General features: G+C 45.3%; 12 protein-coding genes, 1 tRNA gene and 1 pseudogene. 6 read left to right on the forward strand and 8 right to left on the reverse strand.

Features of this window, described 5'->3' with window-relative positions:
- Positions 1 to 46 precede the first annotated feature (46 nt).
- Positions 47 to 913 carry a pentapeptide repeat-containing protein gene (locus tag RID53_RS12845; RefSeq protein ID WP_446388468.1) on the reverse strand — a complete coding sequence of 289 codons (867 nt, stop codon included), beginning with the start codon at positions 911 to 913 and terminating at the stop codon, positions 47 to 49.
- A 586-nt stretch (positions 914 to 1,499) separates the two neighbouring features.
- On the opposite strand from RID53_RS12845, the gene RID53_RS12850 reads away from it, so the two are divergent.
- The gene (locus tag RID53_RS12850) at positions 1,500 to 6,368 is read left to right on the forward strand and encodes a WD40 domain-containing protein (RefSeq protein WP_446388469.1); all 4,869 of its coding nucleotides are present in this window, start codon (positions 1,500 to 1,502) and stop codon (positions 6,366 to 6,368) included.
- 222 nt (positions 6,369 to 6,590) lie between these two features.
- On the opposite strand, the pseudogene RID53_RS12855 reads toward RID53_RS12850, so the two are convergent.
- From RID53_RS12855 to RID53_RS12870, 4 genes and pseudogenes are all read right to left on the reverse strand, one after another.
- A pseudogene (locus RID53_RS12855) lies at positions 6,591 to 6,872 on the reverse strand (hypothetical protein); the annotation flags it as partial.
- Between the two features lie 24 nt (positions 6,873 to 6,896).
- Positions 6,897 to 7,307, reverse strand: a complete 411-nt coding sequence (locus RID53_RS12860) for a hypothetical protein (protein ID WP_446388470.1) — start codon at positions 7,305 to 7,307, stop codon at positions 6,897 to 6,899.
- A gap of 183 nt (positions 7,308 to 7,490) precedes the next feature.
- Positions 7,491 to 8,822: a GTPase family protein gene (locus RID53_RS12865; RefSeq protein WP_446388471.1), complete on the reverse strand. Its 1,332-nt coding sequence runs from the start codon at positions 8,820 to 8,822 to the stop codon at positions 7,491 to 7,493.
- Between the two features lie 18 nt (positions 8,823 to 8,840).
- Positions 8,841 to 9,395: an AAA family ATPase gene (locus RID53_RS12870; protein ID WP_446388472.1), complete on the reverse strand. Its 555-nt coding sequence runs from the start codon at positions 9,393 to 9,395 to the stop codon at positions 8,841 to 8,843.
- Between the two features lie 199 nt (positions 9,396 to 9,594).
- Here RID53_RS12870 and RID53_RS12875 point away from each other — a divergent pair, with 199 nt between their 5' ends.
- Positions 9,595 to 10,116: a hypothetical protein gene (locus RID53_RS12875; RefSeq protein WP_446388473.1), complete on the forward strand. Its 522-nt coding sequence runs from the start codon at positions 9,595 to 9,597 to the stop codon at positions 10,114 to 10,116.
- Between the two features lie 174 nt (positions 10,117 to 10,290).
- Here RID53_RS12875 and RID53_RS12880 read toward each other — a convergent pair whose 3' ends face one another.
- Positions 10,291 to 11,424: a ferrochelatase gene (locus tag RID53_RS12880; RefSeq protein WP_446388474.1), complete on the reverse strand. Its 1,134-nt coding sequence runs from the start codon at positions 11,422 to 11,424 to the stop codon at positions 10,291 to 10,293.
- 169 nt (positions 11,425 to 11,593) lie between these two features.
- Between RID53_RS12880 and RID53_RS12885 the strand changes: the two genes are divergently transcribed.
- Positions 11,594 to 11,755: a hypothetical protein gene (locus RID53_RS12885; RefSeq protein WP_446388475.1), complete on the forward strand. Its 162-nt coding sequence runs from the start codon at positions 11,594 to 11,596 to the stop codon at positions 11,753 to 11,755.
- Between the two features lie 37 nt (positions 11,756 to 11,792).
- Here the strand turns inward: RID53_RS12885 and RID53_RS12890 are convergent.
- Positions 11,793 to 11,879, reverse strand: a tRNA-Ser gene (locus RID53_RS12890).
- A gap of 76 nt (positions 11,880 to 11,955) precedes the next feature.
- Between RID53_RS12890 and RID53_RS12895 the strand changes: the two genes are divergently transcribed.
- The 3 genes from RID53_RS12895 to RID53_RS12905 all read left to right on the forward strand — a co-directional run bounded on the left by RID53_RS12895 (position 11,956) and on the right by RID53_RS12905 (position 22,886).
- Positions 11,956 to 12,324: a 2Fe-2S iron-sulfur cluster-binding protein gene (locus tag RID53_RS12895; RefSeq protein WP_446388476.1), complete on the forward strand. Its 369-nt coding sequence runs from the start codon at positions 11,956 to 11,958 to the stop codon at positions 12,322 to 12,324.
- On the forward strand, positions 12,314 to 12,967 hold the full coding sequence (locus tag RID53_RS12900) for a thermonuclease family protein (RefSeq protein ID WP_446388477.1): 654 nt from the start codon (positions 12,314 to 12,316) through the stop codon (positions 12,965 to 12,967). The genes RID53_RS12895 and RID53_RS12900 overlap by 11 nt, the downstream gene beginning before the upstream one ends.
- 1,093 nt (positions 12,968 to 14,060) lie before the next feature.
- On the forward strand, positions 14,061 to 22,886 hold the full coding sequence (locus RID53_RS12905; protein ID WP_446388478.1) for a CHAT domain-containing protein: 8,826 nt from the start codon (positions 14,061 to 14,063) through the stop codon (positions 22,884 to 22,886).
- A 197-nt stretch (positions 22,887 to 23,083) separates the two neighbouring features.
- Here RID53_RS12905 and RID53_RS12910 read toward each other — a convergent pair whose 3' ends face one another.
- Positions 23,084 to 24,346, reverse strand: a complete 1,263-nt coding sequence (locus RID53_RS12910) for a glutamate-5-semialdehyde dehydrogenase (protein WP_446388537.1) — start codon at positions 24,344 to 24,346, stop codon at positions 23,084 to 23,086.
- Positions 24,347 to 24,349: the final 3 nt, after the last annotated feature.

Below are 24,349 nucleotides of genomic sequence, written 5' to 3' on the forward strand. Positions count from 1 at the left end.
CTCACAACTTATGCTGACGAACTCAAACAAATTTTCTTCAGTCTGATTACTCATGAATTCTGCCATCGGGTAAAATAGCGCCTGATAAAATAGCCCCTGTTAATTTTACTAACAATCGGTCGCCTGTCCCCACTTTAGCGCCGCGTAAATCTGCACCACTTAAATCCGCACCACTCAAATCCGCACCAATTAAATTCGCATCCCGTAAATTTGCCTGAACTAAACAGGCTTGAAATAAGTTAGCGCGAAACAAATTTGCTCCTTCTAAATTCGCACCTGTGAGATTCACATTATGTAAAAATGCGTCCGTCAGGTTAGCTTGACTGAGATTGGCATTACTAAGATTACGTCCAGATAAGTCTTTTTCTTTCAGATCAACCCCCTGAAAATTACTACCACTGAGATCAGGCTGCGATCGCGGGCGCTGGGATTGCGATCGCGTTCTGGGTTGGTAGTAGTTCCTGGATGAGGAGGGCGGTTGCTTCGGTTCTCTGGGTTGGTAGTAGTTCCTAGATGAGGAGGGCGGTTGCTTCGGTTCTCTGGGTTGGTAGTAGTTCCTGGATGAGGAGGGCGGTTGCTTCGGTTCTCTGGATTGGTAGTAACGCCGTGATTGAGTGGGTTCTCGTCGGGGCGATTTAGCACGGTAATAATAAGTATTAGACGCCGATTTGCGCGGCGGTGAGGATGGGGGTTTGGGGGTTTTGGGTTTTTGCGATCGCAGTTCGTCTCGCGCTTGGTTAATTTCCTTGAGTTTGGCTTCAGCTTTCTGGCGCAAGCGCTGATTGTCCTCGGGGACGCGATCCGGGTGCCAAATAAATGCCAAGTCTTTATAGGCTTGGTTCACGTCTTCTAGGGAAGCTCCGGGTTCTAGTCCCAGTATTCTGTAGTAGTGGTCTAAGTTGTTAGATGACATTGCCGTTTAGCACCTGTTGAGCCGTTAGCACAAGGTTGGGGAATCAATCAGAGTGAATGCGATCGCTCCTCTTATATTCTGTCGGGTCATACCAACCTTCGACCAAGGTGAGGCGCGTGACTTTGGGAGCATGTCACCTTTGTAGGTTGGGTTGAGGAACGTAGGCTCTCGCCTTCTCGTACTCCGGAGGAGAACCCGAAGGGTAGAGTAACCCAACGAGAGCAGACTAACTTGGACATGGCAGGTTAGGAGCTTGGTGGATAGTTCTAGTGTATGGGGTTATTGCCCAAATCTTCACGACCGATGAGTTGAACATAAACCTCCATGGTATTACCGTAAGGGAGTTCAGAGTCACCAACGATAATAGAAGCGTTTCCAGGTTTATCAGTCTTGCCCTCCCGACATTCTGCCTTTTCCTATCGTTTAAGGGACTAACCAATTCTTAAGTTGTAAGTTTTGGATATTGACAAAGTGTCCACACAGGCTAATTCGGGGATAGTTAGCTTCAATGAGAATAAGTGGTCAGATTTTTTGCTCCTTTTTCCCTGAACTCACTACAATAAATACATGATGTAGGAGTGAAGACTTGAACGATTTTACTCTAGCCAATCAGGAGTCTTTAGATGAATTAGCCTGGGCAATGGAAGCCTGTCAGGGACAGTTTTGCCTGATGTTGGCGCGTTGTAACTATGGGTATTTGCAACAACGCCTGATCCAGCAACTGCAAGACGAATGCACCTTCGACATCCGACTTATTCACCTGAAGCCAGACGACAAAACCCTATTTAGCACCGTGCGATCGCAACTCGGACAGGAGATGCCTTCTGCCCTTATGGTATCTGGCTTTGCCACTTTAGACAATCTGGACGATATGTTCGCGGCGATGAATCAGGTGCGGGAGGAGTTTCGCAAGAATTTCCCCTTTCCTTTTATCCTATGGATGAATGATCTGGTTTATATTCGACTAATGAGAATTGCACCAGATTTCGAGAGTTGGGCAACAACAACCGCGTTTGCGATACCAACGGATGAGTTAATTAATAGTCTCCAGCAGGCTGTAAAGTCCCTATTTTCTAAAGCTTTAGCCGTCAATTCCCCTCAATCTTTATCTCAGTTAACCAAAAATTTAGACCTCGGTTACTTAACTCGTTCAGAATTCGAGTTAGCCTTAAAAGAATTATCCCAGCGCGAGATCGAGTTAACCCCCCAGTTTGCAGCCGATTTAGCATTTCTACGAGGAATAAATGCGGGGGATAGTCCAGAAGCCTTAGATTATCTTCAAAAAAGCCTAGAATTTTGGCAACAACAAACCGATGGCGGGGCGGGTTTTACCTTAAAAGTAGGGTTAGTATTATTTCAAATTGGACTCTACCACTATCACACCGTTAACCGCAAAAAACACCGCCAAGCAAATTGGCAAACCGCCAAGATCCCTTTACAGCAATGTCTAGAACTATTTGAACGAGAAAATCGTCCCGATTTAGTGGCAAAATGCATTACCCAACTCGAACGAGTTTTGCAACGGATGCAATCTTGGGATGAATTAGAACAAGTGGTACAAAAGGCGTTATCGTTGCATCAACGGTATAGCAGTATCAGTAGATTAGCCCAAGATTATAGCTTTTTAGCCGAAGTCACCTTACAACAACAACGCTGGGAAGATAGTCGTCAAGCCGCACAACAAGCTGAGGATATTTTAGCCCAACTCCCCGAACAGAAGCGATGGTTTCAGGGATTAAACTTGCTATTTCTAGCCCAAGCGGAACGCCAGTTAGGGAATAAACAGGACGCGATCGCGCATTTGGTGCAAGCCAGAGATTTAGGTGATAAAGGACATCCTTTAGTTTATATCCGAATTTTAGCCGAATTACGCGATCTTTACTTTGAAGAAAAGCACTATTTAGAAGCTTTTGCTATAAAGCAACTACGGCGTTCTATTGAACAACAATATAGTATTTGCGCCTTTATTGGTGCGGGAAGACTACAACCACACCGACAAGAAGCGTCAGCCAAAACCGATAATCAAGAAACAGTTGCACCGGAAATTATCGCATCAGGGCGACAGCGGGATTTAGAGCGATTATTGGAACGAATTGGACGGAATGACTGTAAGCTAATCGTGATTCATGGACTATCTGGTGTGGGCAAAAGTTCCCTCGTGAATGCGGGATTAATACCAGCGTTGAAGCACAGAGTTATTGGTATTCAAAATAATTTACCTCTTTTAATCCGAGTTTATACCAATTGGCTAGAGGACTTGAGCAAGCAATTAGCAACAAATTTCGTAACGGATGAGTTAGAGGAAGGAAAAACGGCAAATAATCCTGTAGAGGCGGGTTTAGACGATAACCTTTCTAGAAAACCACTAACCTCTCAACAAAACCCGCCCTCACCTTTTCAGGATGTAGACAATAACATCTCCAGAAAAACACCAACCTCCTTCCAAAACCCGTCCTACGCCAAAATACTGGAACAATTACGGCAAAATGAACAGCACAATATCAGGACGGTGCTAATTTTTGACCAGTTTGAAGAATTCTTCTTTGTTTATCCCAATTTAGCGCAACGGCGACCTTTTTGGGACTTTTTAGGAGACTGTCTAAATATTTTATCAGTTAAAGTAATTCTATCGCTGCGGGAGGATTACCTGCATTATCTTTTGGAGTGCAATCGCCTCGATAGCATGAACGTCATTGGTCATGACATTTTAGGTAAAAATGTGCTATATGGATTAGGGAATTTTTCACCCGCAGATGCTCGATCAATTATAGAAGATTTAACCACGCGATCGCGCTTTTACCTAGAACCTGCCTTAATTGATCAACTGGTCAAGGATTTAGCGGGTCAAACGGGGGAAATATTACCCATTGAGTTACAGATTGTTGGGGCGCAACTGCAAGCGGAAAACATTAAAACTTTGGCTGACTATCGAGAGGTAGGAACGAAAGGGGAATTAGTCAAGCACTATGTCGAAGCTGTGATTGAGGATTGTGGTATTGAGAATCGACAAGCAGCGGAATTAGTGCTGTATTTACTGACGGATGAAAAGGGAACTCGCCCGCTAAAGACTCGCGCTGAATTAGAACGGGATTTAAAGGAGTTAGTTGATGAGTTAACGGCAGACGCGAGTAAATTAGATTTGGTACTCAGGATTTTTGTTGAATCGGGATTAGTGTTTCTATTACCAGAGATTCCGGCGGATCGCTATCAATTAGTTCATGATTATCTAGCCGCGTTTATTCGTCAGCAGCAACAACTCGGATTATTAGTGGAATTGGCAGAAGCAAGGGAAAAGCAGAAGTTAACCGAAGCTCAATTAAGGCAAGCACTAAAAGAGAAAGAAGCGGCATTACATAAAGAACAACAGGAACGTCAACGGGCAAAACTGGCAGAATATGAAGCATTAAATTCCTTATCTCAGCTACTCTGGTCATCTCATGATCAGCTAGGAACTTTATTGGCTCTTGTCAAAGCGGGTAAAAAATTACAAGAGATAGCCGATTTGGTGTCATCAGAGGAACAAGCTTTGACATTGAGTCGTTTATATCAAATCATCCAACAAATACATGAGTACAATCGCTTGGAGGGGCATAATGGTTTAGTTTATAGTGTTAACTTCAGTCCCGATGGTCAAATGATTGTCTCCGCTAGCCTTGATGGTACAGTAAAACTGTGGAAAGCGGATGGTACTCTAGTACAGACATTTATCGCTCATCCCAGCGGCGTTAAAAGTGCCACCTTTAGTCCAAATGGTCAAATGATTGCTTCGGCTGGTAGCAATGATCCAAATATCAAGCTATGGAACACTGATGGCACTCTAAAACAAAAATTTCCGGGACATCATAAGGGGGTTCAAACCATTAGCTTCAGTCCGGATGGACAAAGGATTGTCTCTGGAGGTGGAGACGGTACATTAAAACTTTGGAAAATAGATGGCACTCTAGATCAAACATTTCAGGGACATAGTAATGTCGTGACAAGTGTTAGTTTCAGTCCGGATGGACGGATAATTGCTTCCGCCAGCCTTGATAAAACTGTGAAACTTTGGAATATTGATGGTTCATTAGTAGGAACCTGCCCCAATAACTCAGAACCTAGCACTACGTTAGATTCAACTAATTCAACTGACAATAGCTATCGCCGTTTGGTTTTCAGTGTTAGCTTCAGTCCGGATGGTCAAATGATTGCCTCTGCCGAAAATAGTGGTACAGTAAAAATTTGGAGTCTCGATGGTTCATTAATAAAAAAATGCCGGGGACATAAGAATTCCGTCCGTAGTACCAGCTTTAGTCCACATGGGCAAATGATTGCATCAGCTAGTGAGGATGGGACTGTGAAACTCTGGAATCTAAATGCTATGGAATTGCAAACTTTTCAGGGAGATAGCAATGAACTCTATAGTGTCAGTTTCAGTCCGGATGAGCAGATGATTGCCTCCGCCGATAACCATGCAGTTAAAATGTTGCGTATTAGTCGGAATACATTAGTAAAAACATTTCAGGAACATACTGGAAGAGTAACCAGTGTCAGTTTTAGTCCAGATGGACAAATAATTGCTTCGGCTAGCGAAGACGGTACAGTAAAACTAATTAATCTGAGTGGTGCATTAGTGCAAACCTACCCAGCGCATAGTAGCGGAGTCACTAATGTCAGTTTCAGCCCGGATGGGCAAATAATTGCTTCGGCTAGCGAAGATTATACAATAAAACTTTGGAGAATTGATGGTACTCTATTGCAAATCCTAAAGGGACATAGCGGTGGAGTTAATAGTAATAGCTTTAGTCCGGATGGACAAATGATTACCTCGGCTAGCCGTGACTACACAGTAAAACTTTGGACAACCAATGGTACTCTATTGCACACAATGAAGGGACATAGAAGCGGAGTTAATAGTGTTAGCTTCAGCCCGGATGGACAAATGATTGCTTCGGCTAGCTGTGACAATACAGTCAAACTGTGGCGTATTGATGGTTCTTTAGAACGAACATTTTATGGTCATAACAGTTCAGTCTTTTGTGTCAGCTTCAGTCCAGATGGGCAGATGATTGCTTCGGCTAGCTATGACTGCACGGTAAAGTTATGGCGTATTGATGGTTCATTAGAACGAACATTCACCAGACAAAATGAGTCGGTTTACAGTGTCAGCTTTAGTCCAGATGGACAAATGATTATCTCCGCTAGCTTTGACGGTACAGTGAAACTGTGGAGAATAGATGGCACTCTCGTACAAACATTCCAAGGACATAGTGGAGGAGTCGCAAGTGCTAGCTTTAGTCCGGATGGACAGAGGATTGCTTCTGCTAGTCATGACCATACGGTAAAACTATGGAAGTTGGAGTCGTTAGATAATTTAATAGTACGTGGTTGTAATTGGCTGCGAGACTATTTGAAGACTAATCCAAATGTGAGTGAGAGCGATCGCAAACTCTGTGAGGGTATTGAGAAAAGTCGTTAAGTTACCCTCTTTTTGCCACGGCGATTGAAATCGCTGCTACACAAACATAGGCAAAGCCTTCCCGAAGGGTAGGCCGCCTACGCGGACTGGGTTATAACGGGGGTAGGGACACCCGGATTTAGTATGAAACTAAAGTCTAAGACGACTGGATAAGAATTTTAGTCCATTTTAATGGACTTGGGCTATTAGCCCGGAGTTTGAACTCCGGGCTGGTTTTCGGGTCTACTTTATACCCTTAAATCGTTCTTTAGCCGACTGAAACGCTTCTTGCATCACCGATTGAATTTTCTGGGGATCGGGTTTTTTCCCACCCATTAAATCCCCAAAATAAACACAAGCCCCCTCACCCAACGCCCACGTATACGCCGCCGCCCAAGACGCCGCGATCGCACTCCCTAAACCGGGCAAAAATTTGATTAATTCTCGTCCCACAGCTTGGGCGACAAATCCTCCCGCGATCGCACTCACGACTCCCCTAACTTGAGAAAATGTGCAACAGCTTCCTTCTGTTTCGCTGTTAACTTTGGCTCAGACATAGGCAGGGGCTTTAATGCCTAATTCCTGCATGAGTGTCTCCAATGAGGTGTTTCGCAAACTTGCCAGTTCAATTAAATACTGAATTCGACAAGCATTGGCTTGTTCAATTTGGTCGGAGATCTCAATTAATGTTACCTGTTCCTCAGGTGTTAAGATTTCAGCACGGCGTTTAGCCAGCAGGGCATGATACTGTTCCCATCTTTGTGGTGGTAAACCCAGATTAATGTTTTGCAATAAGTCAGCTTCAGCCTTTGACAGGCGGGAAATAGGATGCGGAATTGGGCGCAAGCGCTCTTTCAATGCATTCACAATGTAATGATTGGGATCAAGACCTTGTTGGGCAGCCTCATCCCGTAACTGTTGTTCGAGTTCTGGCGTAAGCTCAAGTGTGATGGTTGCCATCTGAATACCCTTGATTAATATGTTTCCTTATTTTTATTTGACAATAGTCTCACCAACCGCCTTGGGTTGAAACCCACGGCTGAAAGCTAAAGTCGTCTAAAGACGACTGGATAAGAATTTTAGTCCATTTTAATGGACTTGGGCTATTAGCCCGGAGTTTGAACTCCGGGCTGGTTTTCGGGTCTACTTTATACCCTTAAATCGTTCTTTAGCCGACTGAAATGCTTCTTGCATCACCGATTGAATCTTCTGGGGATCGGGTTTTTTCCCGCCCATTAAATCCCCAAAATAAACACAAGCCCCCTCACCCAACGCCCAGGTATACGCCGCCGCCCAAGACGCCGCGATCGCACTCCCTAAACCGGGCAAAAATTTGATTAATTCTCGTCCCACAGCTTGGGCGACAAATCCTCCCGCGATCGCACTCACGACTCCCCCAGCTTGAGAAGGCGTCAGCGTCTGTCCATACAATTTTCCCAACAACCCAACCAGCGAGACTTGTAGCGCCGTTAAAACGGGCATTGTGGCAAAAGGTAACGGTACAGCCGCCAGGGTTGCTGCCATAATCGAAAAGGCTAAAATATAACGTCGCCCGACATCCCGATAAAGATTCCCCAGTTGCTGACCCGCGTCTTTTTCTTCCAATAATTGCGAAATCGCCCTGGATTCGGCTTCCGGTAACAACTCGGCTAAGGCGTCGCTGAGTGCCTCTAAGCCATAAAATACAGGATTATATTCATCTTCTTCTAGGGTAAAATCAATCATAACCGCCCGATTATAAAGTCCCTTAAAAGCCTGCTGAATCCCAGCAAAGGCGCGATTCAACTCTTCATAGTCTGGCGGATAAGCAGGATGATCAACGACATCAGCCGGATAAAGTTCATGTAAACAAGTTACAGCCAGCAAACAGGGAATCTCTGGATATTTCTCTTGTAACTGTTCAGCCACCTGTCGCAGCGTATCCGTGGCAAAGTCATTAATTTTCACCGTCAAAATCAGGATTCTGGCACGATGAGTATCCTGTTCCAATTCACCTGCCAATTCCTGAATAATTATCGGCGTTTCTTGGTTAACATCACCCAAACCCACAGTATCGGTAAAAATCAGCAAGGGTAGGTCATTTGAGGGATAAGCATAACGCTCAGTATATTGCGTATGGGGACGAAATCCCTGACCCACAATCTCTGCTGAAACCCCTGTCAATCCCCGCACAATAGAACTTTTCCCTGATTGAGGCTTGCCAATCAGCAGCGCTTGGGTTGTGGGGAGTTCTTTCCGTACCGACGCCAAAATCTCAGCGACTTGCGCCTCATTAACACTAAACCAGTCAATCACTGTTTGTGTCACTTGTTCGGTGGGAAGGAGTTTCTGCAAGCGATCGCTAGCTGTAGTCCAGAGTCCAGCCATGCGGTTCGTCCAGGAGTTATCAACCGACTCCGGATTTGTCTCTTCCGTTGGTTTTTGCACCTGCTGAGAATCAGCCGATGGTACGTCAGCCTTATGTTCGTCAGTCATCCTAATCGATGAATCCCTTCAATCCTGCCTATCTTTAAGATTACAAGTAGAGACGCGCCATGGCGCGTCTCTACCGATTGATTGGTTGAACATTTGCCAGATATCCGATTCTGTATCCACTAGATTGACCGAATTCACCGCTAAAAATCCCTCGTTGGTTTGAGGCGGATGATCTCGCAATGCGCGATAAAACTCCTCAATCACCGGATCAGGAACTTGACGTTGGCGCTGTCGGTTCCAAGTTTTGCAGGTTTCTAGGGGAGTGGTAAGATACCAAGCTAGCCAGCGCACGGTTTCACCCGATATCTTAGGCAAAAGCGATCGCCGCCATTCGGGTTTGGCATTGGTTGCATCGTAAATCACTAGGTTTCCATCGGCAATAGATCGATGAATTTGCCGTAATACTTGCGCCTCAATTAATGACCAATCCCCTTGGATGTTCTCATCCCCAAATAGCTGCGCCCGGATCGCGTCTGTGGACACAATCACGGCTTTGGGTTCAAGTTGAGTCAGTTTGGCAGCTAGGGTAGACTTGCCAGAACTGGGAGAACCTATGAGAAAATGACAAATCATCAATGAATTGTTGTCAAAAGCTATTTACCCGACAATCAAGCTATTACGGATCATAATTATAAGTACCTGGACATAAATTATGTCCGCTGTACCAAGAAATGTTCACAAGCCTCAAATCCTTACTGTTCACTGTTCACTGTTCACTGTTCCCTGTTCCTTCCTAAGCTCAACTGTCAACTTTAATTTTGTCCAACTACTTATGACTTCTGTCAATACAAATTTATACCTAATTTTAGAAAACCTAGGTTTCTTTATTGTTGCCACTGGATTTACCGCAATTGTCGGCTGGGCGTGGCGGAAGGCAAAACCGTTCACTATTCCTGAACCCTTGCCCGCATGGTTTAAAATTTGGTTTGGCACAATTCAGGTTATCGGCGTCTTAGTTCCCCTAGTTGTTATGCTCCTGTGGGGTGTGTGGTGGAATTATTCTACCGTGTTAACTGTTCTTGCCTCCTATTTTTTGATGCTAGGATTACAAATTATATCGGAGATAATCACATTAAAACAGTTTCAATCGGTTGTTTGGGTGATGGTTCCTTACTTATACCTGCCTTATCGCCTCTGGCAATTATATGAAGGACTGACTATCCTGAATTCTGATAGCGAATTGATGTGGGTAAGGACTCTGTTAATTGTCGAAATTGTTCTTTGGGCGGGTAACTATCTCCTAGATTTAGCCCAGCTTCCCCGGTTGTTTCGATGGGAGGTGAAGGAAGGTTAACTCTGTTAATCAGATCCCCGACTTCTTGAAGAAGTCAGAGATCTTAGGTTGAATGGCACTGACTTTAGTCGTTTGTAGTCAGCGCTTTAGCGCTTCTGGCACTAAAGTGCCTACTACAAACCCAGTTGGACTTTGGACAAAACCCAGGTTAAGTCAGTGCTATTGATCTTAGGTTTAGTGATCGTGGTGGTGATGATGATGATGATGATGACTGGAAGCCAATTCCGGATTAACCGCCATCGCCGTTTCGCTTAATAGTGCCTCAATCTGAGGATTTGCCCAATCTGCTGCCATGGCTAGAAAGTCAGGATGATCATTAACACAGGGCATCTGCACATACGCCACATCAGAGTTACGATGCTCTAACCCATGGATGATGTGATGTACATCCAGCAAGGTTTCATGATTTTCTGTGGCAAAGCCAATCGGCATAAATACGATCGCTTTTGCCCCTAAATCAATCAGATTCTTCGCCGCTAACTCAGTATTGGGCTGTGTCCACTTAATCAAAGGGGTTTGGTGATTCAGCCAACCCACTGAAATTAACGGATACTTATGAATTAGCTTTTCCCGTACCCGTTCATACAAAGCCTCACTTTCCATGATGCCGGAGGTAAATCCCTTTGCTTCGTGGGGACAACCATGGTTCATCAGAACAATGCCAATTTGAGAGGGTAAGTAAGCAGAGGCTAAATCAGCCGCAATTTTTTCCTCTACCATCTGCGCCATCAAGTCAATATAGGCGGATTCGTTGTAAAAGGAAGGGATATACCGTTGTCCTTTGAGCCAATGTTCGTCACCCTCCGTCAACTTGACTAAGGCATTATTCACCTGTTCGACGGCAATACCACTGGTGAAGATAGAATCAACGACGAGGAGGGGATAAATTAGCAGTTTATCAAAGCCTTGGGCTTTAATCTGCTCCAACACCTGTTCCGGTAAAAACGGAGCGCAGAAGTTAAACGCCTTAAAGACTTGGACGCGATCGCCCCATTTTTCTTGCAGGTGTTGTTCAATTCCGGCGCGTTGCTGCTCAAAAATTTGGTTGTGGGGGGAGATGAAATTGTTGTGCTGATGTCCCCACTCATGGAAATCAAAAACGGCTAACAGTTTGGCTAAGGGGGGATACACCCAAGTAGGTACAGGTGCGAACTTAGCGGTTAATAAGTTTAAGGCTTGCTCATTATAGTTGGCAAAGTCTTCGTAACTTTCGACTTCCCCATAACCCATGAGTAAAACGGCAACGCGATCGCCGCCTTCTGGGTTAGATGTGGGTATTGATTGGACTTTTTCAGGAGTGGCAACCACAAGACTATCCTATCAATTGATGGAACATTCACTGGGTCTCTTCCGAGGTTAGGAATTGAGACTCGCCAGTTACCCTTAGGGTAGCATCCCCTGCGGGGGGATGATTCACCTGTCTCGCTACAATTAGTTTATTTGAAGCAATACGCCAATCAGGGGTGGCAAAAAACTGATGCATGAGCCAGAGTCGAAAAATTGGCATCAAAAGACTTGGGTGAGAGTCCTGTTACTAATCTTTGCTGTGCTGATCGCGGGGGGACTTTACCTGCTTTCTATCCGCATCGCCACTCAAAGACCTCGGAGTGTTCCGGTTACGCCCGACACCTCAGATTGAGACGGCTTGACTAATTTTACTCTCTTTTAAATTTAAACGGAGAGGGAGGGATTCGAACCCTCGTTAGAGTTTCCCCTAAACAGCATTTCCAGTGCTGCGCCTTAAACCACTCGGCCACCTCTCCTGGGGGTTTATTATGATCTGTGCGGGAGTCAATAGTATTCAACTTAGCACACAGTCTGTAATTATACACGAAACGGATGACTCGATTCTATAAAATTACCATTCACCATCGCCAAACCAATACCAAGCATACTCTAGAAGTCCCAAGCGATCGCTATATCCTCCAAGCCGCCGAAGACCAAGGCGTAGAACTGCCATTTTCTTGTCGCAATGGGGCTTGCACCACCTGTGCGGTGCGTGTCCTCTCCGGTGACATCTATCAACCCGAAGCCATGGGATTGTCTCCAGCGCTGCGCCAAAAAGGGTACGCCCTGTTATGTGTGGGGTATCCCCGTTCTGACATAGAAGTCGAAACCCAGGATGAGGATGAAGTCTACGAACTCCAATTTGGGCGCTATTTTGGTAAAGGCAAGATTCGGTTTGGATTGCCCTTAGATGAGGATTAGAACAAACAGCAATCACCAATATCAGCATTACTCCCCCCTTCCGAAGGGGGGTTGGGGGGGATGGAAAAGTCTAACACCTAACCTGAACAATACATATCCCAGCCGCCTTATCGCCCTCCTGATTGGCTGTAGCTTTCTCCTTTTACTGGGAGGATGTCAATCTAAAAACGTTCCTCCTGGTATCCCTGTACAAGTCCAACAAGTTGTTAGTGGACAAACCATCGAGGTATTAGATACCACTCAACAACCCGCCTTAATTGTTCGGGTACGGTTAATTGGTATAGAAGCACCCGACTTGAGACAACAGCCTTGGGGAACGGCGGCTCAAACTCGGATTGAACAACTTATCGGTGAAACCAGGGGTCAACAACTGGTACTCCAATCGGTTTTCTTAGAACCTGATGTGCAAACTAAAGACAGTTTTGGTCGTTGGTTAGCCTACGTTTGGCATGATGGAGTCATGATTAATGAACAACTGATTAAAGAAGGATATGTTTTAGCGACACCGCGATCGCCCAATAATAAATATAATGAACGCCTAACCCGCGCTCAGGAATACGCCCGAATTATGGGATATGGCATCTGGAACTCAGAACAACCCCTCCGTTTAACCCCGGCTGAATTTCGGCGACGCAATCCTTAGAAGAAGGCAGGAAACAAGTTTGTAGTAAGCACTTTAGTGCTTAAACGCCTAGACGGAGTTGGCTCAGGTTCCCTCACGACAAAACAAATCTGATAGATTTTGCCGATTTTCTGGGCGCACATCGGTTTGGAATTGGGCGCACGTCGGTCATCCGTGTCAACTTAAGCTCAACCCCTCTCCCCCACTATGCATTACCCACATCTTTCTTAACATTAGCGAGAGCGATCGCTATAGCGCTCTCCAACCCCTAGTCCTACATAGCCCATTCCCAATAAAACTCGGTCTTTGTCAAGAGTAGTTTGTGGTAATTTGTCAAGTTTAGTGGAATGAATTGAATTTAAAAGCCTTGTTAAACAAGGCTTTCAGGATTGTTAAGAAAGATGCGTATAAGGGATAGCACGCCGGGGAGAGGGGAGCAAAAAGCAAGCGGTATTCCAGAGTTACTTTGGAAGCGTCTTTATGTGATGGCTCCCCTTCTCCCTTGATGGGAGAAGGGGTTAGGGGATGAGGGTGAAACACTACCCCTGTATTACTTTTCGCCTTAAGTTGACACGGGCGCACGTCGGTGCGCCCCTACGATTCTAATCTACCAATTAAGGTGTGCTACTCCACTAGCCATTGTCTACTTATTATAAAAATCGGACTATACGCCAAGCCTCTATTCGTAGTGGACTGACCCAGCTAAAATAGGACTTTGTTTGTAGTGAGAATTTTAGTTCTCTAACGCCTAGCTGGAGAGGGCTGAAGCCCTCACTACGAACCCAATCTATTGCACAATTTTAGCTGCGTCACGCCAGTAGGGTGTGTTAGCGTAGCGTAACGCACCTTTACCCCCACAAGTGGTGTAGCTGCGTAAGTCCTGAAAAATAATCTTTGATGGTCAGAATTTGATTTTTTAACAGTTCGCCATGAACGTTTTACCTACTCGGTGCAACCCTATAAGAGTTGGAAGGTTTTATCAGAATTGATTCATCCTGCTAGTCGAATAGCACAATGAATCAAAACTAAATATTGTTTAATTTTATTAAAATAAAACCCAAAACACTCAGAATAAGCGAAACTATCAAGCATACGATTACAGGGTGTTGAACCAATGAAATCAGCTCGGTTATGCTGGCGTTGCTTATCCGTCTTGCTGTCTTTGTGCCAAGGTATACTTTTGGGTATCGCTTCACTGGTGGTTAATTCTCCAGTCTTGGCACAATCAATAACTCCAGCAGCCGATGGTACAGGCACAATTGTCACACCGGATGGGAACCGCATCGACATTTCCGGTGGGAGTCTGTCGGCTGATGGCAAAAACCTCTTCCACAGTTTCCAGCAGTTTGGCTTAAATCCCGAAGAAGTCGCTAACTTTTTAGCCAATCCAGATTTAAACAATATCCTCAGTCGCGTCACAGGCGGTGACGCTTCTGTAATAAACGGGTTAATTCAGGTAACAGGCGGCAATAATACTAACTTATATATCATGAATCCGGCGGGGATTATTTTGGGTCCACATACCCAACTCAATGTCCCCGGTGACTTTACCGCCACCACCGCCGACGCCATTGGATTTGGCGATGGTAATTGGTTTAATGCTATTGGCGAGAATGATTATCAGAACTTAGTCGGCACACCTAACCAATTTGCCTTTGATGGAACAGAAGCGGGAAGTATTGTTAATGCAGGGGATTTAGCCGTATCAGACGGGAAAAACTTAACCCTACTGGCTGGCAATGTCGTTAACACCGGGACACTCACCGCACCAGGGGGAAGTATTACTGTTGCAGCCGTTCCCGGTTCCAATTTAGTCAAAATTTCTCGTCCTGGGGGATTATTGTCTCTGGAAGTTGAACCCCCCAGAACTCCGGATGGTGAACTATTGCCAGTTCAGCCAGGGGATTTAGCCGAATTATTAACGGGTTCGGGTGAGGAAGTTGAAACAGGCGTCGAGGTTAACCAATCAGGGGATGTACAACTGGCAGAGACTGGAGTCACCTTACCACAAGAGACAGGCTTAGCTATTATATCCGGTAAAATTGATGCTTCTCACACAGAGGCTGTAGGGGAACCCAGCCTTGCACCCTCATCCTCAACCGGAGGTGAGATTAATGTTATTGGCGATAGAGTAGGTCTAATTGCCGCCAACGTAGACGCATCAGGAACCCATGGTGGTGGGATAGTCCAAATAGGAGGCGCTTATCAGGGACAAGGAACGATACCCAACGCCTCAAGAACCTATGTCAGCCCAGATTCAGAGATTAAGGCTGATGCTATCACCAATGGAGAAGGTGGAGAAGTCGTAACGTGGTCAAATAACGCTACCCGATTCTACGGCACAATTAGCGCCCAAGGTGGAACAGAAGCAGGAGATGGTGGAAAAGTTGAAGTATCCGGAAAAGAGTTTTTAGACTATAACGGCAGTGTAAATACCCTAGCGCCTAACGGAAATATCGGCACATTATTATTAGACCCAACCAATATAGAAGTGGTTACGGGTAATGGTGACGAGTTTGCAGACGGTTTAGACGATGTAGATAATTCAAATGACCCTAACCTTCCTAATCCTGCAACTCCTCCAAATAATTCTACTATTGCCAAGATCGATCCAAGTTTAATCAATAGCGCGACCAGCAATGTGACTCTACAAGCTAGCAATAATATTACCTTTACCAATGCCGTTAATATGACAGGAAACGGCGTGGGACTAACGGCTGACGCTGGAAACCGAATTGAAGTCAATGCCGATATCTCCACAACCAATGGTGCGATTGAACTCAACACCAATAACGGCACAGGCGGGATTGTATTAAACGCCAACTTGAATGCCGGAACCAGCACAGTTACCCTAAATTCTTTCAATGGAGCCATTACCCGTGCAGGGGGAGTAATTACAGCCAATACCCTTGATGCCACAGCCACAGCATTTGGTACAAATGAGAACCCCATTCAAACCGATGTTAAGGAATTGAGTGTAGATACTTCTACTGCCCAAGGGAACCAGTTCATCAGCGAGACAGATGGACTAACAAAATTGGATCTCAACGCCGGACTGAATGGGGGTGAGATTGCCCTCACCAGTAGTGGTGCAATTACCGACGATGATGGTTCTCGCGATATCCTTGCTGGTTCACTATCTGTGCAGATTAGCGGGACAGGCAATTTTGGTAGTCAACAACGGGCGATTCGCGCTAACGTCAACGATTTGACCGTGGATACATCGGCAGAAGGGGGCAGTCAATTTATTGAGCTCAGAAGCGGTGTAACTCAACTCAATCTCGAAGCTGGAGAGGGCGATATAACTCTCAGCGTCAATGAATCAATTACAGACAATGACGCTGACACAGACATCACAGCCAATGCCGCTAATCTAACTCTAGCTCCTGATGATCCAGATGATGAAAATGCCCCAGAGACCAACTTAGGTACTCTAGATGACCCAATTCAAACCGATGTTAAGGAATTGAGTGTAGACACTTCCGCAACCCAAGATGACCAATTTATCAGCGAGGAAGATGGACTAACAAAATTGGATCTCAACGCCGGACTGAATGGGGGTGAGATTGCCCTCACCAGTAGTGGTGCAATTACCGACGATGATGGTTCTCGCGATATCCTTGCTGGTTCACTATCTGTGCAGATTAGTGGGACAGGCAATTTTGGCAGTCAACAACGGGCGATTCGCGCTAACGTCAGCGACTTGACCGTGGATACATCGGCAGAAGGGGGTAGTCAGTTTATTGACCTGAGGAGTTCTATCACAAAACTGGATCTCAACGCCGGATTTAATGGGGGTGAGATTGCCCTCACCAGTGGTGGAGCAATTACGGACAATGATGGTGCTCGCGATATCCTCGCCGATACACTGTCTGTGCAGATTAGCGGGACAGGAAATTTTGGCAGTCAACAACGGGCGATTCGCGCTAACGTCAACGATTTGACCGTGGATACATCGGCAGAAGGGGGCAGTCAGTTTGTTGAACTTAGAAGTGGTGTAACTCAACTCAATCTCGAAGCCGGAGAGGGCGATATAGCTCTTACCGTTAATGAGTCAATCACGGACAATGACCCTGACATAGATATCACAGCCAATGTCGCTAACCTGATTTTATCTCCTGATGATCCAGATGATGAAAATGCCCCAGAGACTAACTTGGGTACTCAAACTAACCCGATTCAAACTGATGTTAATGAGTTGAGTGTAGACACTTCAACTGCCCAAGGTGACCAGTTCATCAGCGAGGAAGATGGACTAACAAAACTGGATCTCAACGCCGGACTGAATGGGGGTGAGATTGCTCTCACTAGTGGTGGTGCAATTACCGACGATGATGGTTCTCGCGACATCCTTGCTGGTCCACTATCTGTGCAGATTAGTGGGACAGGCAATTTTGGCAGTCAACAACGGGCGATTCGCGCTAACGTCAGCGATTTGACCGTGGATACATCAGGGGGTAATCAATTTATTGACCTGAGAAGTTCTGTTAGTGCGCTAAATGTGAATACCAATGGTGGCAATGTCGCTCTTATCATAGATGGCGAAATGACTGATACCGCCAATGCTGCCATTATCAATAGTAACGGCGGTAATATTTCCGTGACGGCGGATGATATTGACCTGGCTGCTAGTAGTGACTCAACGATTGATGCTGATACGGGAAATATAACTCTCCAACCCAATGGCAACACGACAATTGGTATCGGAACTGGTGCAACGGGGAATTTCCATCTCGACACCACAGAATTGACAGAGAAACTCAACTCCTCTGGTATCGTTACCATTGGTGGGGGAAATGGAGCCATTGAAATTAACTCAGATACAACAGAACTTGACCTGAGTGGAGAAACCTTTAACCTAAGTATCAGTGGCGGCAATCTTACCTTCACGAAGCCTCTAATTTTGCGTGATAATGGCACATTGACCTTAAATACCAGAAGAGTTACCCCCACTGCCACAGGTTCAACCATCACGATAGGTGGGAACGGAACATTGGCACTGAACACATCCGGTGCAGTGGGTACAAATGCTCAACCATTAACAACAGCGATTATTCAATTAGCAGCAGATTCAACTAACAATATTTTTATCCAAAATAATGCCGCACTAGATTTGGGAACTTCTACTATTAATGGCACATTGGATGTCATGGCTGATGGTGCGATTACCAATAGTGGTCAATTGGAGATCAGCGGCATCACCACCCTAGCAGCAGGAACCGCTAACAATATCACCCTAGACAATAGTGAAAACAACTTAAGTACAATTGCCATAACCAGTGGGAATAATGTCACCCTACAAGACAAAAATGCCATAGATTTAGGAACTTCTGACATAGAGGGCACCCTAAACGTCACAGCCAACGGAGAAATCACCAACAGTGGTCCATTGGAAGTCAGCGGCATCACCACCCTAGCCGCAGGAGTGGCTAACAATATTACCCTGAATAATGCTGACAACGACTTGAGTACAATTGCCATAAGCAGTGGCAATAATGTCACCCTACAAGACAAAAATGACATAGTTCTAGGAACTTCAGACATAGAGGGTGCCCTAAACGTCACAGCCAACGGAGAAATTACCAACAGTGGCGCTCTCAATGTAATGGGTGATGCAAGCTTTGAAACAACTTTAGCAAACGCTGGCAATGTTCTCATCACCAACAGTAACCCAAATGGCACAGTTATAGGTGATTCCCTGATTGGCGGTGACTTCACCCTCAACTCAACTGGGGATGTCAATCAAACAGGAGCGCTGAAAGTAGCAGGAACGCCTCAGGTTAACGATGCACCCACAGTCACCCTAACTAATGCAAATAATGTCCTACCTTTACTGACAACTTCTAACGGAGATGTAATCATCAGCAAAGTCGGTTCCATTGAGTTAGGAACTGAACCTGCAACTCAAAATGTGAGTGGGAATCTGACGGTGATAAGTCAGGCTGAAGGAGAGGAATTTATTGGAACACCATTAACAACAGTAAATGCTATTACTCTCGATCAACCCGGAAACTCTTTTGAGGGTAAGGTGAGCTTGACTACGGCTGCTCCTAATTTACAAAATGTTACAGGCACTCCAGGTATTACTCAAAGTGTTCCAATTTCAGTGTCAGGAACAACGACCCTGAACGCGACGGAGAATGGCAATATCACCCTAGACAATAGTGAAAATGACTTAAGTACAATTGCCATAAGCAGTGGCAATAATGTTACCCTACAAGACAAAAATGCCATAGACCTAGGAACTTCAGACATAGAGGGTCAACTAACGGTAACAGCCAACGGAGAAATTACCAACAGTGGTCAATTGCAAATCAGCGGCATCACCGCCCTAGCCGCAGGAGCAGAGAACAATATCACCCTGAATAATGCTAACAATGACTTAAATACAGTTTCCATAAGCAGTGGAAATAATGTCACCCTACAAGATCAAAATGCCATAGATTTAGGCAGTTCAGACATTAAGGGTACCCTAGACGTCACAGCCAACGGAGAAATTACCAACAGTGGTCAATTAGAAGTAAGCGGCACCACCACCCTAGCGGCAGGAGCGGCTAACAATATCACCCTGAATAATGCTGACAACGACTTAAATACAGTTGCCATAACCAGTGGAAATAATGTCACCCTACAAGACCAAAATGCTATAGATTTAGGCAATTCTGACATTGAGGGTCAACTAAACGTCACAGCCAACGGAGAAATTACCAACAGTGGTCAATTGCAAGTCAGCGGCATCACCACCCTAGCCGCAGGACTGGCTAACAATATTACCCTGAATAATGCTAACAACGACTTAAGTACAATTGCCATAAGCAGTGGAAATAATGTCACCCTACAAGATCAAAATGCCATAGACCTAGGAACTTCAGACATTGAGGGTCAACTAAACGTCATAGCCAACGGAGAAATTACCAACAGTGGTCAATTGCAAATCAGCGGCATCACCACCCTAGCTGCCGGAACCCCTAACAATATTACCCTGAATAATGCTGACAATAACTTCAACACAGTCGCCGTTAGCAGTGCCAGAAACGTTACCCTCAACGACACCAATACCATCCAACTGTCATCTTTAACAATTAACGGCAGGTTAGACGTAAATTCAAGTAACACGAGCCTTATCGGAAACATCACCACAGGAAACAACCTTACCTTTAATAGTCCAGTCACTCTAGACAACGATGTGACCTTAGATGCTGGACTAACCACTCTGTCTTTTGCCTCCGGCTTAAATGCCAATGGTCACTCATTAACTTTAAAAGCCAGTGAAATTAATAATTCAGATGCAATCACAAACGGTAATCTCCTTACCTTACAACCTGCCACATCTAACCAAGCCATCACCATTGGCGCAACCAATAACAACACCGCCGCTTTAGACTTGACAACCAGTGAATTAAATGCATTCCAATCCAACTTTAATACCCTAACCATCGGACAAGGAAACACAAACCCTGTCACCATCAACCCCATTACATTTAACAAACCAGTCACCATTCAAGGCGGAACCATTGATGTCAACGGCAGCATAACCGGGTCAGGGAACGCCTCGATTACCCTCAACAGTGCCACCACAAACCTGAACGCTACCATCGCCACCGATAACCAGACCATTACGATTACAGGGAACACCAATCTGGGAAATTCTGTCCTCCTGAATACCAACAATGGTGCAGGTAATATCAATCTTAACGGCGCAATTAATGGCACTCAGACACTCACCCTTGATGCTGGGACAGGTAACATTAACGCCACAGGAAACATCGGTAACATCACTCCCTTAAATAGCCTGACGATTAATCGTGCTAACACTGTTACCACCCAAAATATTATAGCCACCACCGTTACCGTTACCGCCAATCAAACCATTAATACCGCCAACATCAATACCAGTTCAACCCTCAATCCCGGTGGAGACATTACCCTAACCAGCAATAATGGCGTGATTACCACCAACAACCTAACCAGTTCTGGAACCAGTGGCGGTGATATTTTTATCCAAGCCTTGAACTCAATGACTTTGGGTGAAATTAATAGTAGTGGTAGTTCTGGTGATGGCGGTGATGTTACCCTTGACCCCATTGGTGATATTGAAGTCAGTTTTATTAACGCTGAAGGGGGTAACAATGGCAAAGGCGGAAACATTGATATTACCGCAGGTCAATTTTTCCGCGCCACAGATACCTTTACAGATGCTAACGGTGAAGAGGTTAGCATTTCTAGCGCGGGTGGGAATGATAATGGTAGTATTACGATTCGCCATGGGGGTAACAGCGAGACTCCCTTTATTATTGGTGATGCCACAACCAATGGTACAGTTGGTGCAATTACCGATGGTGATATTACCCTCCTTCCCACCCAATCCTTGCTGTTTACCCAAATAGACGGCGACATCGAAATTCTTAGTGTTGATGCACCGACAATTCCCGAAGAAGAACCTGTGGATGATTCACCGATGACACCTGTGGATGAGTCTCAAATCAATCCCGTTGATGTCATCCAACCCACTGAAGTTAGCGAACTTCCCGAAGAAGATAACAATCAATTAACCGAAGACGAAGACACCAGCAAACCCGCCGAATCAGCATCGGTTCCCACCACCACCAACACCACCACAACCCCAGCCGCCGAAACGGAAGTCGCTCAACAAGAAGGCAACCTCACCAATGCCTATGAAAGTCATCTCGGAGTTAGAAATACCCGCACCATCACCCCTCAAGAAACCAAAGCCCAGCTTAATCAAATTGAACAACTTACTGGCATCAAACCTGCCCTAATTTACGCCTTCTTCAAACCCCAAACCCCCACTCCCGAAAAACCCAATCCCAAAGACGACATCCTCTGGCAATTTAATGCTTCCACGCCTCAACACCAACAATTTTCAACGAACCCCAATCCCCAACCCACTGACCAACTCGAACTCGTCCTGGTTACCGCTTCTGGAGACATCATTCGTCGTCCGGTTCCCGGTGCAACCCGAGAGAAAGTCCTGCAACAAGTACAACAATTACGTCGCGCTGTCACCAATGTTCGCATTCCTCGCCCCTATAAATCCTCAGCGCAACAACTTTATAATTGGTTAATTTCCCCCATCGAAACTGAATTACAAGCCCAAGGAATTAATAATCTTAGCTTTGTGATGGATAGAGGCTTGCGTTCCCTCCCCATCGCCACACTCTATGACGGAAATCAATTTATTATCGAGAACTATAGCGTCGGGTTAATGCCCAGTTTTAGCCTCACTGATACCCGATATGTAGATATCCGAGATGCTAATATTTTAGCCATGGGCGCTTCTCGATTTAAGGAACAAGACCCCTTACCTGCTGTCCCCCAAGAATTATCCTTGATTACCAATCAGTTGTGGTCAGGGGAATCCTTTCTGAACCAAAACTTCACCCTAGATAATCTCAAAGAAGCCCGCGCTAATCAACCCTTTGGCATTCTCCATCTCGCTACCCATGGAGAGTTTAAAGCAGGTAAACCTAGTAACTCCTATATTCAGTTTTGGAATACCCGATTAACCCTCGACAAATTGCGAGAGTTACAATTAGATAATCCCCCAGTTGAACTGATGGTATTAAGTGCCTGTCGTTCAGCCTTAGGGGATGAACAAGCCGAGTTAGGCTTTACCGGATTAGCCGTACAAGCGGGGGTAAAATCAGCGCTAGGTAGCCTCTGGTATGTCAGCGATACCGGGACATTAGGACTGATGACCACATTTTATCAACAGTTAAAACAAGCCCCGATTAAAGCTGAAGCCTTGCGACAGGCACAATTGGCAATGATGCGGGGGGAAGTGCAGTTAGACGGCGATGAATTAGTCACACCATCGGCTAGGATTTCTTTACCTGAGGAATTACTCAACCAGGGAAATATTAATTTAACTCATCCCTATTATTGGAGTGCGTTTACTTTAGTCGGAAATCCGTGGTAGTTAAGAGAAAAAACACAACCAATTAGTTATAAGTAGGTTGATGGAAATAAACTCAACTCTATTCAGTTATAGCACTACGCAGATACGTTAGGACAAATCAAGAAAAATTCAAAATCGCTCAATCCCTTGTAAGGTAAGCTTTTTTCTTCACTATTGCCTATTGCCTATTGCCTATTTCCTGGCGCGTAGCGCTATAACTAAAACTGCCCATTCCCCTGAACCACCTGTTTGAGTGTGGTTAATGTCTCCAGAGTAATCATCCCGCGACGATACCCTTTCTGATTGGACATCCCCAGAAACACCGAGTCCCCACGTTTGGGATTGCGGGAAAATCTCGGTGAGGAATTGAGATAAATCGAAGCACTATCCACTTTGAGGGAGAATTGGCGACTTTCTAGGTAAGATTCAGTCACTACACAGTCAGCGTGGCGGCTACTGTATTGATTAATCCACGCGATCGCGTCTTCGGTGCTATCGACTAATTTAAAGGCAACAACCTTATCTAAATACGGTTGACTCCATTCTGATTCAGACGCTAAAGTCAATTGATCGGGAAACTTTGCCACCAACTCAGCATCGGCTTTGAGTTTGAAGCCCTTGTCGCTCAAACTCTTACAGAGATTCATTAACGAAGATGGCTTTTGATTACGATGGATCAAGACTTTTTCGATCGCATTCACTGGATCAGGGATACTGGCGTGGCTGTCTAAAATAATCGATCGCACTCCATCCCAAGTCCCTGATGCCGACCAATAGAGATAGCAGTTCCCCATCGCTGATCTTAAAACGGGTACCGTTGCTTGTTGCAAGACTTGCTGCACTAGCGTCGGGCGTCCATAAGGAATCACCAAGTTTAAATAGTCATCCCGTGTGACTAAATCTCGCATAGAAGCCCCCTGTTCTGAAGGGAACAATTCCAAACAACCTGAGGGTAAACCCGCCTCGTCTAAGGCGTTCTGTAATGCTTGGACAATCACTTGATTCGATTGACTGGCTTCGCTACTTCCTTTTAATATCAAACTGTTTCCGGTTTTAATACAAAAACCAGCCGCGATCGCACCTAACTCAGGGAACGCCTCATAAATTAAGGCAATCACGCCCAACGGCATCATTTGACAATAGGTTTGAGAATGGTCAAGTTGATAAGACGCATTCATCACCCGACGAATCGGATCAGATAATTCCCCAATCCGCTGCAAAATCCCAATCGCAATCTGAAGTCGTTCTGGCGTTAGCTTCAGCCAGTCTAATACCAAATCAGGAACTGCCATTTCTCGACTGGCTTCCAAGTCCATGGTATTGGCATCCAAAATATCATCAAACGCATTTTGCAGGGCTTTTACCATTGCTTGAACGCCACGCGATCGTTCAACTCCTTTTGTGGTTGCCAACACCACAGATGCCCGATATGATCTGGCAATCACAGGGTTGGACTGAGGCGTAGGATCAGAGGCTTCCATATC

The organism is Coleofasciculus sp. B1-GNL1-01 (genome assembly GCF_040220235.1).
Taxonomy (GTDB): domain Bacteria; phylum Cyanobacteriota; class Cyanobacteriia; order Cyanobacteriales; family Coleofasciculaceae; genus Coleofasciculus.